We start from the raw sequence: 14,363 nt of genomic DNA on the forward strand, positions 1-14,363 counted from the left end.
AAGATGATGTCGCGGATATAGGATAATCAATGTCCAGGTGAGCGTTGATGGTGGTCTGATGAATAGCCCTTTGAACATCCAGCTCAGCGAACTACGAAAGATCGGGTGGGATGATTGGGATCCAATCGGTATCCGCAGTGTTGAATCGGCAGACTGGAAGACCTGCGCGGCCGACGAATACGATTCCTACCTCCTCCATGTCGTTCATCTCCTGCGTCAGGGAGGCCAACCGAAGGACGCAATTTCATATCTCGACCGAGTCGTAACGGAGCACATGGGGCTCGGGCGTCTGACCGATGAGCGGCACCAGGCGTCAGTGAAGTGTGTTCAAGCGATTTCGGATTATCTCAAGGCGCTCAGCGCGAAAAAATGACGCCCCGGCCCGCATAGCCAATTACCAGATTCCAGCACTTCTTGCGGTCACAACCAAAGAAAAAGGCCGGCGTTTCCGCCGGCCCTTCTGGTCCGCCTATTCGTTGATCAGTCGCTTCAGAAGCTCGATCTCGTGGGACAGCTTCGTGTCTTCCGAAATCAGCTCCTCGATCTTGCGCACCGCGTGCAGCACGGTGGTGTGATCGCGTCCGCCGAACCGGCGGCCGATTTCCGGGAAGGAGCGCGGCGTCAGCGTCTTCGACAGATACATGGCGATCTGGCGCGGCTTGACGATGACGCGGGTGCGGCGGTTGGAGACCAGCTCCTGGCGCGACACGTTGTAATGACGGGCGACGATCCGCTGGATGTCCTCGATGCGCACGCGGCGCGGTTCGCCGGCGCCGACCAGATGGGCGAGCAGCTCATCGACGCGCTCGACCGAGATGTTCGGCTCGAAGGAACGGCGGAACAGGAGCTGGTTGAACGCGCCTTCCAGTTCGCGGCCGCTCGCCGTCACCTTGCGGGCGACATGCGAAAGGATGTCGGCCGGAATGTCGATCGACGGATCTTCCTTGCGGGCGAGCTCCAGGCGGCCTTTCAGCATTTCCAGGCGCATCTCGTAATCGGGTGCTTCCATCTCGATCGCCACGCCGCCCTGCAGGCGGGAGCGAACGCGCGGGTCGAGCGATTCCAGCTCCCACGGCGCGCGGTCGGCGGCGACGACGACCTGCTTGGCGCTGTCGAGCAGCATGTTGAGGAGATGGCAGAATTCGTGCTGGATCGACTTGCCCTGCAGGAACTGCATGTCGTCGATGACGAGAAGGTCGATGTTGCGCAGCGAATCCTTGAGCGACAGCGCGTCATTGTCACGGATCGCCGAGGCGAAGCGCCACATGAAGTATTCCGCCGTCAGATAGACGACGCGGAGCTGCCGCGGGCTGGAAATCGCCGCATTGGCGATCGCCTGCAGAAGATGCGTCTTGCCGAGCCCGACCGACGAATGGATGAACAGCGGGTTGAAGCGGACGGCACTCGCGCCGGCTTCCGCAATCGTGCGGGCGGCGGCAAGGGCGACGCGGTTCGACGCGCCTTCGATGAAGCTGTCGAAGGTATAACGGCTGTCGAGCGGCGAACCGAACAGCGGACCTTGCGTATTGGCCGGGCGCTGCATCTGCGCCTTGAGGGCTGGCACGGCCTGGGCGATCGACTGCGGGCCGGACAGCGTTGTCTGGACCGGCGCATCGGCTCCGGCGGAGGCGGTCTCCTCGGTCGACGGCTTGGCGGCACGGGTCGCGCTGCGCACCATGATCTCGACCTTCAGGATTGCCGGCTCCTCTTCCTGCAGCAGGCTGGTGATGAGATCGAGATAGCGGTTGTTGATCCAGGATTTCAGGAAGGTGGTGGGAACGGAAAGCCTTACGACGCTCTTCGAGACCGAATGCAGCTTCAGACGCCCAAACCAGCTTGCGTAGACGTCGGAGCCGACCTGGGCCTTCAGACGTTTGCTGAAGCGGTCGAACAGCACGTTTTGATCCATGTTGGACCAGCCTCCCGCCGCAGACAGCACTTCCTCGGCATTATCGTTGGAACCGGATGATTTGATTGTAGTCAGCACTTTTTTCCGCCTTTTTTATACAGGCGCCACGTCCCGCTTCGCCGAGCAGGTCTCCGTCGCACCAGTCAGTTCTCAGTCAAGACCTGAAGTTCGCGCCCTCGCATGCGCTTGCCCGGTCACCAAAAAATCGGCCTCCTTCTTTTCTGGCGGAGCCACCCGCCTACGCTTCACACTCTCGAAAAGAGACAAAGACAGAGCGTCCGGAGACCATGCGGACTCCGAGCAAAACCCCTTCTCCTTTCGCGAAAGGCGGAACAGAAAAGCCCCGCAGCAAGTGGGTGCAGAAAATCGCTTGCCGTTGCCAGCAATTTTCATGCCTAACCTTTTGGAGTTGCCCCACCCCTTTGCTGGAAGCCATTTAGGCAAGATCGATGGCCAAGATCAACGGTGAAATTTACGCAAACTTAACGGGCGGCCATTGACTCTGAGGGCGGGGTTTAAAAGGCCGTTTTGGAGCGTTGGAGAATCGCTTTTGAATCAAGGAGATTCAGCTTCAGTGCAGGTCTGCAACACCCGAAATCGAAAAAAAATAAAAATTCGCTTGACTCACTTTGGACGTCATCTTCCGTAGCGTGAGATCGATCCGGCCGTCATATCCTTCTGCAAGCCGTTGATTTTAATGATTTTTTAATGTCACCGCCACGTCACAAGAATGACATATTGACGTATACGGATTTCGACGCCGGAAGAAACACGAAAAGCCCGGCCGAAACGGCCAGGCTTTGTCGAGAGACGAAATGAAGCGTCGAAATTAGGCCGAAAGGGCCTTCACGCGCTGGGCAAGACGCGACACCTTGCGGGATGCGGTGTTGCGGTGCATGACGCCCTTCGATGCGGCGCGCTGCAGTTCCGGCTGGGCGGACTGAAGGGCTGCGAGAGCGTCGGCAGCGTTGCCGGAAGCGATTGCTTCTTCAACCTTGCGGATGAAGGTGCGGACGCGAGAAACGCGGTTCTTGTTGACTGCGGTACGGCCAGCGATCTTGCGGGTCGCCTTCTTTGCCGACTTGGTATTGGCCATGTATGCCTCTCTTCGAAATCAAACAATCCCGTCATCGCCGCGGCCAGTCTGCGGCCATTCCGTGCAACAATGCGGGAGCAAATTTAAGGGAAAGCCTGACGGGCTTCCCAAACCGTGGCGGGCATATAGCTGCAATCGCGCCGGACGTCAACGCGCAAACGGGGTCCGGCGGAAAAGAATCTGCATGCCGCCACCGCTGTTCACCGGTTCTTGAAGTCCGGCTTGCGCTTCTCGGCAAAGGCGCCCATGCCCTCCTTCTGGTCCTCGGTCGCAAACAGCGCATAGAACAGGTTTCGCTCGTAGCGCATGCCTTCGGCGAGCGTCAGCTCGAAGGCATTAGCGACCGCTTCCTTGGCCATCATCACCGAGGGCAGCGAGAAGGAGGCGATCTTTTCGGCGGCGGCCATGGCCTCCTCGATCAGCTTTTCCGGCGCGACGACGCGGGCGACGAGGCCGCAGCTTTCCGCCTCCTTCGCGTCCATCATCCGCCCCGTGAGCACGAGATCCATCGCCTTCGCCTTGCCGACCGAGCGTACCAGGCGCTGCGTGCCGCCCATGCCGGGGATGACGCCGAGCGTGATCTCCGGCTGGCCGAACTTCGCCGTCTCGGAGGCCATGACGATGTCGCACATCATCACGAGCTCGCAGCCGCCGCCAAGCGCATAGCCGGAAACAGCAGCGATCATCGGCTTGCGGGTCGCCGCCACCTTGTCCCAGCCGGCGATGAAGCCGGACTTGTAGATGTCGGGGTATTCGAGCGGCAGCATTTCCTTGATGTCGGCGCCGGCGGCAAAGGCCTTTTCCGAGCCGGTGATCACGATCGCGCCGACCGCGTCGTCGGCGTCGAAGGCGGCCAGCGCCTCGATCATCTCGGAAAGCACCGTCGAATTCAGCGCATTCAGCGCCTGCGGCCGGTTGAGCGTGACGACGCCCACCCTGCCCTTCGTCTCCACGATCAGCGTCTCATAGGCCATGCTCATCTCCCTTTCATCTTGGTCTGCGCGCTATTTCTGGCAGCGCGGGCAATAGAATGTCGAGCGGCCCGCCTGCACGAGCCTCTGTATGGTGCCGCCACAGCCCTCGCGGCGGCAGGGCTCGCCTTCCCGGTCGTAGACGGAGAAGGAGTGCTGGAAATAGCCGAGCGAGCCGTCGGTGCGGATATGGTCGCGCAAGGTCGAGCCGCCGGCGACAATCGCGTCGGCGATGACGGCGCGGATTGCGGCTTCCAGCTCCAGGAGCTTCGCTCCCGGCCGACCGGTCTTCGTCACCAGGCTGCCGGCGGGCTTGAGCGGCGACAGGCCGGCGCGCCAGAGCGCCTCGCAGACATAGATATTGCCAAGCCCGGCGATCACCTTCTGGTCGAGGAGCGCCGATTTCAGTGGCTGCGCCTTGCCGCGGAAGCGGGCGGCGAGATAGTCGGGGTCGAGCGCGTTGCCGGTCGGCTCCGGCCCGAGGTCGCGAAACGCGGGATAGGCCGCCTGATCGGATCGGCGCATCAGGTCCATGAAGCCGAAGCGGCGCGGGTCATTATAGATAACATGCCGGCCTGCGCCCTCGCCTTCGAGATGGAAGACGACGTGGTCGTGCTTTTCGTCCTTGCCGCGCGGATGGTGGAACTCGCCGAGTGTTGCATCGGCGACGCGAAACGAGCCGGACATGCCGAGATGGGCGACCACCGTCAGGTCGTCCTCGAGATCGATCAGAAGGTATTTGGCGCGGCGCGACAGCGAGACGATGCGTTTTCCGGCCACCTGTTCGGCAAAGGCCTCGGGAAAGGGAAAGCGCAGGTCGCTGCGGCGCAGTTCCAGCCGGCCCAGCACGGTGCCCTCCATCACGGGGGCGAGCCCGCGCCTGACGGTCTCCACTTCCGGCAATTCCGGCATCCGGTAACCCTTCGTCGAACTTCCTGTTTCAAGATTTTCCGTTTCCGGCTATAGCAGCGCGGACAGGCTGCGGCAAAGGGTGTTCTCGCCTTCGCCGACACGCCCTATATAAGGTGCGGCAAAGAGATTTCCGCATCCCGTGTTTGAAATGGAGTAAGGCTCATGGCTGAAGGCCGCACGTCCGCCGATGGCGGCATGGCGACATCCTACGGTTTCCGCGACGTTGCGGAAGGCGAAAAGCAGGGCCTCGTCAACGACGTCTTCCACAAGGTCGCCAAGCGCTACGACATCATGAACGACGTGATGTCGGCGGGCCTCCACCGGGTGTGGAAGAACGCCATGGTCGCCGCCCTCACGCCGCGGCCCGATCCGTCCTACCGCGTGCTCGACGTTGCCGGCGGCACCGGCGACATTGCGTTCCGCATCATCGAGGCCTCGAAGCGCCAGGCGCACGCGACCGTCCTCGACATCAACGGCTCGATGCTGGCCGTCGGCGAGGAGCGCGCCGCCAAGAAGGGTCTTTCCGACAATCTCACCTTCGTCGAGGCGAACGCCGAAGAGCTTCCCTTCGAAGCCAATTCCTTCGACGCCTACACGATCGCCTTCGGCATCCGCAACGTGCCGCGCATCGACGTGGCGCTGTCGGAAGCCTACCGGGTGCTGAAGCGCGGCGGCCGGCTGCTGGTGCTCGAATTTTCCGAAGTCGAGCTGCCGCTCCTCGACCGCGTCTATGACGAATGGTCGTTCAAGGCGATCCCGAAATTCGGCAAGGCGATCACCGGCGACGACGAGCCCTACCAGTATCTGGTCGAATCGATCCGCAAGTTCCCGAGCCAGAAGGATTTTGCGGCCATGATCGAGACCGCCGGCTTCTCCCGCGTCACCTTCACCAATTACACCGGCGGCATCGCGGCGCTCCATTCCGGCTGGAAGCTCTAAGCCCGGATGAGCACGATCGGCGCATATTACCGGCTCGCCCGGGTCGGCTGGGTTCTCGTCCGCGAAGGCGTCGTCTCGGCGCTGCCTTCGGAAGACCTGCCGCCGCTCGCCCGCTTCGGCCAGACGCTTGCCGGGATCTTTGCCCGCAACCGCGCGCTTCGCCGCGACCGGCGCGACAATCTCGCCCGCGCGGTCGAACGGCTCGGCCCGTCCTACGTCAAGATCGGTCAGTTCCTGGCGACCCGCCCGGACGTCGTCGGCGTCGAATTTGCCGCCGACCTCTCCATGCTGCAGGACCGCATGCAGACCTTCCCGACGGCCGCCGCCAGGGCGCAGATCGAGGCCTCGCTCGGCCGCAGCATCGAGGCGCTCTACGCCTCGTTCGGCGAACCGGTCGCCGCCGCATCGATCGCGCAGGTGCATCCGGCCGAGGTCGAGGCGAACGGTGTCACCCGCAAGGTCGCCGTCAAGGTCATCCGCCCCGGCGTGCGCGAGCGTTTCGCCCATGACATCGAGGCACAATATGCCTTTGCCCGGCTGCAGGAACGCTTCATCCCCAAGACCCGGCGGCTGCGTCCGGTCGAGGTGACGAAGACGCTCGAACAGACGACCAAGGTCGAGATGGACCTGCGCCTCGAGGCTGCAGCGCTCTCCGAGCTCGGCGAGAATTCCAAGGACGATCCGGGCTTCCGCGTGCCGAAGGTCGACTGGGAGCGCACCGGCCGCGACGTCGTCACCATGGAATGGATCGACGGCATCAAGATGTCGGATGTCGAGGCGCTGAAAGCCGCCGGCCATGATCTCAACGCGCTTGCCGTCACCATGATGCAGGCCTTCCTGCGCCACACGCTGCGCGACGGCTTCTTCCATGCCGACATGCACCAGGGCAATCTCTTCGTGGAAGCCGACGGCACCGTGGTGGCCGTCGACATGGGCATCGTCGGCCGGCTCGGCAAGAAGGAGCGCCGCTTCCTCGCCGAAATCCTCTACGGCTTCATCTCCCGCGACTACATGCGCGTCGCCGAAACCCATTTCGAGGCCGGCTACGTGCCCGGCCACCACGACCATGCGAGCTTCGCCCAGGCGATCCGCGCGATCGGCGAGCCGATCCACGGCCAGCCGGCCGAGACCATCTCGATGGCCAAGCTCCTGACGCTCCTCTTCGAAGTGACCGAACTCTTCGACATGGAGACGCGGCCCGAGCTCGTCATGCTGCAGAAGACCATGGTCGTCGTCGAGGGCGTGGCGCGCACGCTCGACCCGAAGTTCAACATGTGGAAGGCCTCGGAACCGGTCGTGTCGGGGTGGATCCGCGACAATCTCGGCCCGAAGCGCATCGTCACCGACCTGAAGGACGGCCTGTCGGCCGCCCTGAAGCTCGCCGAAGCCGTCCCGGAAATCGCCGCCCGCACGGAAAAATTCCATCACGAACTGATGGTGATGAGCGAAAACGGCCTGAGGTTCGACCCGGCCACGGCAGACGCCATCGGCAAGGCCGAAGCCCGCCACAACCGCTCCGGCCGGCTGGCGCTCTGGGTGATCGCCGCGGCACTGATCTGGATCGGCTGGGTGCTGGCGTAGGAGGGCTTTGCCCCGTCCCTCCCGGCCGTCAGCCGGATGCGACTGCGGCTTCGATCCGGGCGATGTCGATCTTCATCATGGTCATCATTTCCTCGAAGGCCCGTTTCGCCACGACCGGGTCGTCGCTTCCGACGAATTCCAGCAGTCGCCTTGGCGTGATCTGCCAGGAGAAGCCCCAGCGGTCCCTGCACCAGCCGCAGGCATTTTCCGCGCCGCCATTGCCGACGATCGCATCCCAGTAGCGATCGATTTCGTCCTGACTGTCGACGACAACCATGAAGCTCACCGCTTCATTGGGCTTGAAATTCGGGCCTCCATTGAGACCGACAAACCGCCGGCCGAGCACGGCGAACTCCACCGTCAGTTCACTGCCGCCGCTGCCGCCGGGAAAATCCGAAGGGGCCTTGTTGACCCGATCCACATGGCTGTCGGGAAATGTGGCCGCGTAGAACTCCGCAGCCTTTCTGGCCTCACCGTGGTCGAACCACACACATGTGACAAGATCTGCCATTCTCTCCTCCTCCCAAGGCCTCGCGATCCCGATACCTCTGACCGCAAGCCCCTTCCGTCATGGCACGAAGTTGCGTGCAAAAGATGATCCTTGTCAAATTCCTGGAGAGCTTTCTTGCGCGCCTCCTCGTTCGCGCCGAACCGAAGTCGCAGCGCCTCCCCCTCCCCGTCATCCCGGACCCGATCCGGGATCCAGCAGCGCGATGTCCATCGCGCGGGAGACTCTCTCGGGCGGCCTGCCGGTTCGCCGCAAGGACGGTCCCCTCACCGCGCCGACGCGCGGTGGCTGGATGCCGGATCAAGTCCGGCATGACGGAAGTGAGGGCGTGCGATTAATCGAGATACTTCTTGGCCGTCGCTCGGATTCGCTCCGCGTGATCGTAAATCTGATCCAGGCTGTCCAAGGCGACCCGCTCCTCGTCATCCTTGTCGAAAAGGCCGAGGTATTTTGTCGACCTGTTGAAATGCAGTCGGGCAAGTGGGCGGCGATTGTTGTTGTCGATCAGCACAGCGCAGTAGCTCTTTGCGTCCCGCATGAAGACCCGCTTTGATGAAATGGCTTCCCTAGCGATGGCCTTGACGATCATGAAGCCTTCTCGTTCTTCATCGGTCGTGACAATCTCCTCTTCGACCTGCGGCGCCTCCTCCGCCACGTCGCTCACATCTTCTGCGTCTGCCAATGCGGTGGATAGCCGGCTCTTCACGGCATCCATGATGACCTCCCTGAAGGCAGCCTTAACAACACCGGTCAGCATTTCTTTCACCGGCGCACGCATCTGGCCTTCATAGACATTGCGGGCAACCAGTTTGACAAATTCCTCCGTCGGCTCATCGACGAGCTTGGCAATCTCCCTCTTGACGCCTGACGTGTATTTCAGCCGCTCCGCGGTCGCGAGTATGGCGGAAACATCAAAGGCTGCCTTCTCGAATTTCTTGAGCTCGGCAATGGTGCCGCTCTGCAAGTCGCCGATATCGAAGATAAGGAATGGTCTCGTGTCGAGTTTGTTTGTTTCCTCCAAGTCCGTGTAGAAGTTGAAGGTCTTCCCATTTGTCAGAATGGCAAACTTGGCATTCGTGACGGTGAAATACCGGAAAAGTTGATCGAGGTGCCGCTTGTCCAGCACCGTCGTCAGCGGCTTGCACTCAATGAGTATTCTGATCTCGCCGTCGAGTTTGATGGCATAGTCGACCTTTTCCCCCTTTTTCCCGACGGCATCTGCCGTGAACTCAGGGATGACCTCAAACGGATCAAACACGTCATATCCAAGAGCACGCAGGAAAGGCAGAACAATCGCCGTCTTGACCGCTTCCTCCGTAAGCATTGATGCAGAATGGACTTTCACTTTCTCGGATAGAGCACGCAAATTATCTTCGATCGACATGTTCCCCTCCCACCATCGAAAGTAGAAAACTTGCCGACTTGCATCTGCCAGTCAATGTTTATTTAAATTCACGGCAATGTTCCGTATTCAAATTTGCCTTGTGGCAATTCCTCTCCTCGCCGCGCCGACGCGCGGTGGCTGGATGCCGGATCAGGTCCGGCATGACGGAAATGTGGGCGAGCGGCGGTGGTGGCGAAGAGGAGCACGGCAATGACACCGGCAACGGCAGACACCGAGGCCGCCACCCCTCCGCCCTCATCCTCGGCCTTGTGCCGGGGATCCAGCTACCGCGCGTCGGCGCGGTGAGAGATGCAGCCCTTGGGTATCGTACCCCAAAGGAAGGAGTTTCGCGCGCGATGGACATCGCGCCGCTGGATCCCCGGGACAAGCCCGAGGATGAGGGGAGACATGGAGCGCGACGCCGGCGGCGCGTCATCTCCCCCTTGGCGGGGGAGACTTCGGAGCGGCGGCCAAAGGCCGGAAATCGATGAAGTCGATTTCAGCGAACGGAGGCCTGAGCGCGACGCCGCGCGAAGGCTGGTCAACAGCTTAGCTTTAGCTAAGTGTTAGAAATTCCAAGAGAGGGGATCAGGGCCACGCCTAGCAAACCAACCCCCTCACCAACAAAATCTACGACTTGGCTGCGCCAAGACCGTGATTTTGTATCCTCTCCCGCAAGGGGAGAGGCGCCCCACAAGCCACAAATCTTCCACGCACATCCCCCTCCCCAGAACCCGTGCCATACTCGTCCTGTTCCGTGTGGATAGGCCGGGGGAGCGAACCTGGCGAGCGAAACCGGCGCTGACGGGTGCGGGCGATCGCGGGCTCATATCCGTCAGGGTTCGCGAACGGTCCCCCTCGGCCCGTGCGGTTCCCGCGATGCGGGGGCCATACAGGACGCAAGCCGTTGCGTGCTGGCGGGTGGGCAGACCGGTCGGGCGTCAAAAACGCCCCGCCGGCGCGCCCTTGAACGATGTGCCTTCGAGGCACGCAAGGCCCTACCGCGAGGTGAGGCCGCAGAGGGATCCGCGGGCATAAACCGCCGAACGAGGCGCCCGGAAGGGCCATGTATTATACAAAAGATGAGGCACCCCGGGCGCTTCGTCCTTCATCCCCTTCATGCCACGGCCGGAAACGGCGCGTGAAGGGGAAGGTGTGTCCGGAGTTAGGAAAGGTGATGACGATGCGAACGACGACCGTGACGGCAACAGGCCACCACACCCGTCATCCCGGACTTGATCCGGGATCCAGCAGCGCGATGTCTATCGCGCGGGAGACTTACTTTTGCGCGTCACCAGAAAGTCTTCCAGACGGTCTTCTCGCCGCGCCGACGCGCGACGGCTGGATCCCCGGGACAAGCCCGAGGATGAGGGAAAACATGGAGCGCCTCGCCCGCTACCCCCGCATCGCCTTGCGGAAGGCCTCCAGCGTTTCGACGCTGACATGGTGCTCGATGCCCTCGGCGTCGATGCGGGCGGTTTCCTCGCAGACGCCGAGCGAAATCAGGAAGGCGACGACGGTCTGGTGGCGTTCGCGGCTTTCCTGGGCGACCTTCAGGCCGGCCTCGGTCAGGAAGACGCCGCGATAGCGCTTGCGGGTGACGAGGCCTTCGGCCGTCAGGCGGGCGAGCATCTTGGCGACCGTCGGCTGGGCGACGCCGAGGCGGGCGGCGATATCCACCTGGCGCGCCTCGTTGCCGTCCTCGATGAGGTCGGCGATCAGCTCGACGTAATCCTCGATCAGTGCGTTGCGGCGCGCCTCGCGGGTCTGGCGAAAGCCTTCGGAATGCACTTCCGCGTCGGGCAACGGCTCGCTGCGCTCGATATGTTTGCGTGTCGCCGCCAAGGTCCGCTTTCGCCCCCAACCTCAATTGCTCTTGAAGAGTTATAGCAAATGCTTGGATTTTTAACAGCAGGCCCTGCCGTTATCCCCGAAGCATCTCGCCCGATGCCCTTTGCCGGAGTCGCCCGGCCATTTCAAGAACCCTCATATATGAAATATAGCCTATTGCATAATTATAAGCTGTGGGGCAGATTGTACGAAACTGGTAATGCTGCATCCGCGAAAGGCCCCTTGATGTCCGATGCCCCGACGACCGCCGAACAGAGGACCGGCTGGCAATTCTCGCTTCCCGAAGACAAGGAGCGCCCCAGCCTGCCGGAAGTCCACAGCTCGGTCGCGGTCCCGCAGACCGGGTCGTGGGTCCGCAAGCTTCTGGCCTTTGCCGGGCCGGGCTACATGGTGTCGGTCGGCTACATGGACCCCGGCAACTGGGCGACGGATCTCGCTGGCGGATCGCAGTTCGGCTACACACTCCTCTCTGTCATCATGCTGTCGAACCTGATGGCGATCCTCCTGCAGGCGCTGACGGCGCGGCTCGGCATCGCCACCGGACGCGATCTCGCCCAGGCCTGTCGCGATCACTATTCGCCGCGGGTCAATTATGCCCTGTGGTTTGCCTGCGAGCTCGCCATCATCGCCTGCGATCTCGCCGAGGTCATCGGCACGGCGATCGCGCTGAACCTCTTGTTCGGCATTCCGCTGATCGCCGGCGCGCTGATCACGGCGCTCGACGTGTTCCTGCTCCTGCTCCTGATGAAGAAGGGCTTCCGCTTCCTTGAGGCCTTCGTCATCACGCTGCTGACCGTGATCTTCGTGTGTTTCGCCGTGCAGATCGCCGCTGCCTCGCCGCCGGTCGCTGCCGTGCTTGGCGGCTTCATGCCGAAGGGCGAGATCGTCACCAACCCGGCCATGCTCTACATCGCCATCGGCATCATCGGCGCCACCGTCATGCCGCACAATCTCTACCTGCACTCCTCGATCGTGCAGACCCGCGCCTATGAGCGCACCGAGAAGGGAAAGCGCGAGGCGATCAAGTGGGCGACGATCGACAGTACCGTCGCCCTCATGATGGCGCTGTTCATCAATGCGGCGATTCTGATCATCGCGGCGGCGGCCTTCCACACGACCGGCCACACGGAAGTCGCCGAAATCGAGGACGCCTACAAGCTGCTGTCGCCGATCCTCGGGCTCGGCATCGCCTCGACCCTGTTTGCCGTGGCCCTGCTTGCCTCCGGCCTCAACTCGACGGTCACCGCGACACTCGCCGGCCAGATCGTCATGGAAGGGTTCCTCAGGCTGCGGTTGCCGGGCTGGATGCGGCGGCTGATCACGCGCGGACTGGCGATCATCCCGGTCATCGCGGTCACCGCAATCTACGGCGAGCGCGGCACGGCCGAACTGCTGATCCTGTCGCAAGTCATCCTGTCGATGCAGCTACCGTTTGCGGTGATCCCGCTGGTGCGCTTCGTCACCGACCGCAAGAAGATGGGTGTCTTCGCCATACCGCGGCCCGTCGCGCTGCTGGCATGGCTCGTCGCCGGCCTCATCCTCGTGCTGAACTTCAAGCTGCTCTACGACACCTTTGCCGGCTGAGGCCGCTGGCTTGGATCACGCCGCCTTTGCGGCGTGATATTCCTTGATGGCCACCATGCGGATGTCCGGATAGCGCTCGCTCTCGTACCGAAGCGAAAAACCGTCCTGTGCGAGGAACACCGGATCGCCGTCGAGGTCGCGGGCGATATCGCCGCGATGGGTGGAGATGAACTTTTCGAGCTCCAGCGTCTTCTCCGCCGAAATCCAGCGGCAGACGGAAAAGCGCGGCATTTCGAAGGAGACCGGCAGGCCATACTCTGCCGACAGGCGTTCCTTCAGAACGTCGAGCTGCAGCGCGCCGACGACGCCGACGATGGCGGGCGAGCCGTCTTCCGGCGAGAAGAGCTGCACGACGCCCTCTTCCGCCATCTGCTGCAGCGCCTCCTTCAGCTTCTTCGCCTTCATCGCATCCTCCAGCCGCACGCGGCGCAGGATTTCAGGCGCGAAGTTCGGCACGCCCTGGAAGACCAGCGGCTCGCCTTCGGTCAGCGTGTCGCCGATACGCAAACTGCCATGGTTCGGGATGCCGACGACGTCGCCGGCATAGGCGGTGTCGGCTAGCTGGCGCTGCGAGGCGAAGAAGAATTGCGGGGCCGTCAGGCCCATCTGCTTGCCGGTGCGCGAAAGGCGCGCCTTCATCCCGCGCTCCAGCTTGCCGGAGCAGATGCGGGCAAAGGCGATGCGGTCGCGGTGATTGGGGTCCATGTTCGCCTGGATCTTGAAGACGAAGGCCGTCATCTTGTCCTCGGCCGCGTGTACAGTGCGGATATCGGCCACCTGGTCGCGCGGTGGCGGTGCGATATCGCCGAGCGCATTGATGAGGTCACGAACACCGAAGTTGCGGAGCGCGGAGCCGAAGAAGACCGGCGTCATGTGACCTTCGAGAAAGGCCGCCCGGTCGAAGGGGCGGCAGGCCTCGCGGGCGAGTTCGAGCTCCTCGATGAAGGTCTCGCGCTCGTTTTCCGGCAGACGCTCGGCAACGCTCTGCGGGCCGTTGACCGGAATGGCGACAACCTGGGTATCGGAACCGCGGAAGGCATTATCGGCCAGGTGATAGGCGCCGCAGAAGGTCTTCGAGCGGCCGACCGGCCAGGTGATCGGGGCGGTGTCGAGCGCCAGCTTCTCCTCGACCTCATCCAGGATCTCGAACGGATCGCGGCTTTCGCGGTCCATCTTGTTGATGAAGGTGATGATCGGAATGTCGCGCATGCGGCAGACTTCGAAGAGCTTCAGCGTCCGCGGCTCGATACCCTTGGCGGCATCGATGACCATGATGGCCGCATCCACCGCCGTCAGCGTACGATAGGTGTCGTCGGCGAAGTCTTCGTGGCCGGGCGTATCGAGGATGTTGAAGATGCGGTCGTTATACTCGAAAGTCATCACCGAGGTGACGACCGAGATGCCGCGTTCGCGTTCGATCTTCATCCAGTCGGAGCGCGTCTGGATGCGGTCCTTCTTCGCCTTCACTTCACCGGCGAGCTGGATCGCGCCGCCGAACAGCAGCAGCTTTTCGGTGAGCGTGGTCTTGCCGGCGTCCGGGTGGGCGATGATCGCAAAGGTGCGGCGGCGCGAAACCGCCTCGTTCAAACTTTCGGCCATGTCTTCGAGAATCCTGTGAATTGGCGGCC

12 protein-coding genes are annotated in these 14,363 nt (G+C 62.4%); 4 read left to right on the forward strand and 8 right to left on the reverse strand.

Annotated features, from left to right (window positions below; all coding sequences use genetic code 11):
• Positions 1-37 precede the first annotated feature (37 nt).
• Positions 38-373, forward strand: coding sequence for a hypothetical protein (locus tag NN662_RS17070; RefSeq protein WP_261931418.1), 336 nt, complete (start codon positions 38-40; stop codon positions 371-373).
• 96 nt (positions 374-469) lie between these two features.
• Here NN662_RS17070 and dnaA read toward each other — a convergent pair whose 3' ends face one another.
• From dnaA to mutM, 4 genes are all read right to left on the reverse strand, one after another.
• A complete protein-coding gene (gene dnaA, locus NN662_RS17075; protein ID WP_261931419.1) occupies positions 470-1,909 on the reverse strand; it encodes a chromosomal replication initiator protein DnaA in 1,440 nt (479 codons plus the stop codon).
• A gap of 829 nt (positions 1,910-2,738) precedes the next feature.
• A complete protein-coding gene (rpsT, locus tag NN662_RS17080; protein WP_261931420.1) occupies positions 2,739-3,005 on the reverse strand; it encodes a 30S ribosomal protein S20 in 267 nt (88 codons plus the stop codon).
• 200 nt (positions 3,006-3,205) lie between these two features.
• On the reverse strand, positions 3,206-3,979 hold the full coding sequence (locus tag NN662_RS17085) for an enoyl-CoA hydratase (RefSeq protein WP_261931421.1): 774 nt from the start codon (positions 3,977-3,979) through the stop codon (positions 3,206-3,208).
• A 30-nt stretch (positions 3,980-4,009) separates the two neighbouring features.
• On the reverse strand, positions 4,010-4,888 hold the full coding sequence (mutM, locus tag NN662_RS17090) for a bifunctional DNA-formamidopyrimidine glycosylase/DNA-(apurinic or apyrimidinic site) lyase (protein ID WP_261931422.1): 879 nt from the start codon (positions 4,886-4,888) through the stop codon (positions 4,010-4,012).
• A 162-nt stretch (positions 4,889-5,050) separates the two neighbouring features.
• On the opposite strand from mutM, the gene ubiE reads away from it, so the two are divergent.
• Together ubiE and ubiB are read left to right on the forward strand one after the other, a co-directional pair.
• The gene (ubiE, locus tag NN662_RS17095) at positions 5,051-5,827 is read left to right on the forward strand and encodes a bifunctional demethylmenaquinone methyltransferase/2-methoxy-6-polyprenyl-1,4-benzoquinol methylase UbiE (protein WP_261931423.1); all 777 of its coding nucleotides are present in this window, start codon (positions 5,051-5,053) and stop codon (positions 5,825-5,827) included.
• 6 nt (positions 5,828-5,833) lie between these two features.
• Positions 5,834-7,408, forward strand: a complete 1,575-nt coding sequence (gene ubiB, locus NN662_RS17100; protein WP_261931424.1) for a 2-polyprenylphenol 6-hydroxylase — start codon at positions 5,834-5,836, stop codon at positions 7,406-7,408.
• 28 nt (positions 7,409-7,436) lie between these two features.
• Here ubiB and NN662_RS17105 read toward each other — a convergent pair whose 3' ends face one another.
• The 3 genes from NN662_RS17105 to mntR form a co-directional block, all read right to left on the reverse strand.
• The gene (locus NN662_RS17105; protein ID WP_261931425.1) at positions 7,437-7,919 is read right to left on the reverse strand and encodes a VOC family protein; all 483 of its coding nucleotides are present in this window, start codon (positions 7,917-7,919) and stop codon (positions 7,437-7,439) included.
• A gap of 331 nt (positions 7,920-8,250) precedes the next feature.
• Positions 8,251-9,300 (reverse strand): type I restriction endonuclease, encoded by a 1,050-nt coding sequence (locus NN662_RS17110; RefSeq protein WP_261931426.1) that lies wholly within the window; start codon positions 9,298-9,300, stop codon positions 8,251-8,253.
• A gap of 1,395 nt (positions 9,301-10,695) precedes the next feature.
• On the reverse strand, positions 10,696-11,145 hold the full coding sequence (gene mntR / locus NN662_RS17115; protein ID WP_261931427.1) for a manganese-binding transcriptional regulator MntR: 450 nt from the start codon (positions 11,143-11,145) through the stop codon (positions 10,696-10,698).
• Between the two features lie 231 nt (positions 11,146-11,376).
• Here mntR and NN662_RS17120 point away from each other — a divergent pair, with 231 nt between their 5' ends.
• Positions 11,377-12,735, forward strand: a complete 1,359-nt coding sequence (locus tag NN662_RS17120; protein ID WP_261931428.1) for an Nramp family divalent metal transporter — start codon at positions 11,377-11,379, stop codon at positions 12,733-12,735.
• 15 nt (positions 12,736-12,750) lie between these two features.
• Here the strand turns inward: NN662_RS17120 and NN662_RS17125 are convergent, their stop codons facing one another.
• Entirely contained in the window at positions 12,751-14,334 is a 1,584-nt protein-coding gene (locus NN662_RS17125; RefSeq protein ID WP_261931429.1) for a peptide chain release factor 3, read from the reverse strand.
• Between the last annotated feature and the right edge of the window lie 29 nt (positions 14,335-14,363).

The sequence above is a fragment of the Rhizobium sp. NRK18 genome, from assembly GCF_024385575.1.
Taxonomy (GTDB): domain Bacteria; phylum Pseudomonadota; class Alphaproteobacteria; order Rhizobiales; family Rhizobiaceae; genus JANFMV01.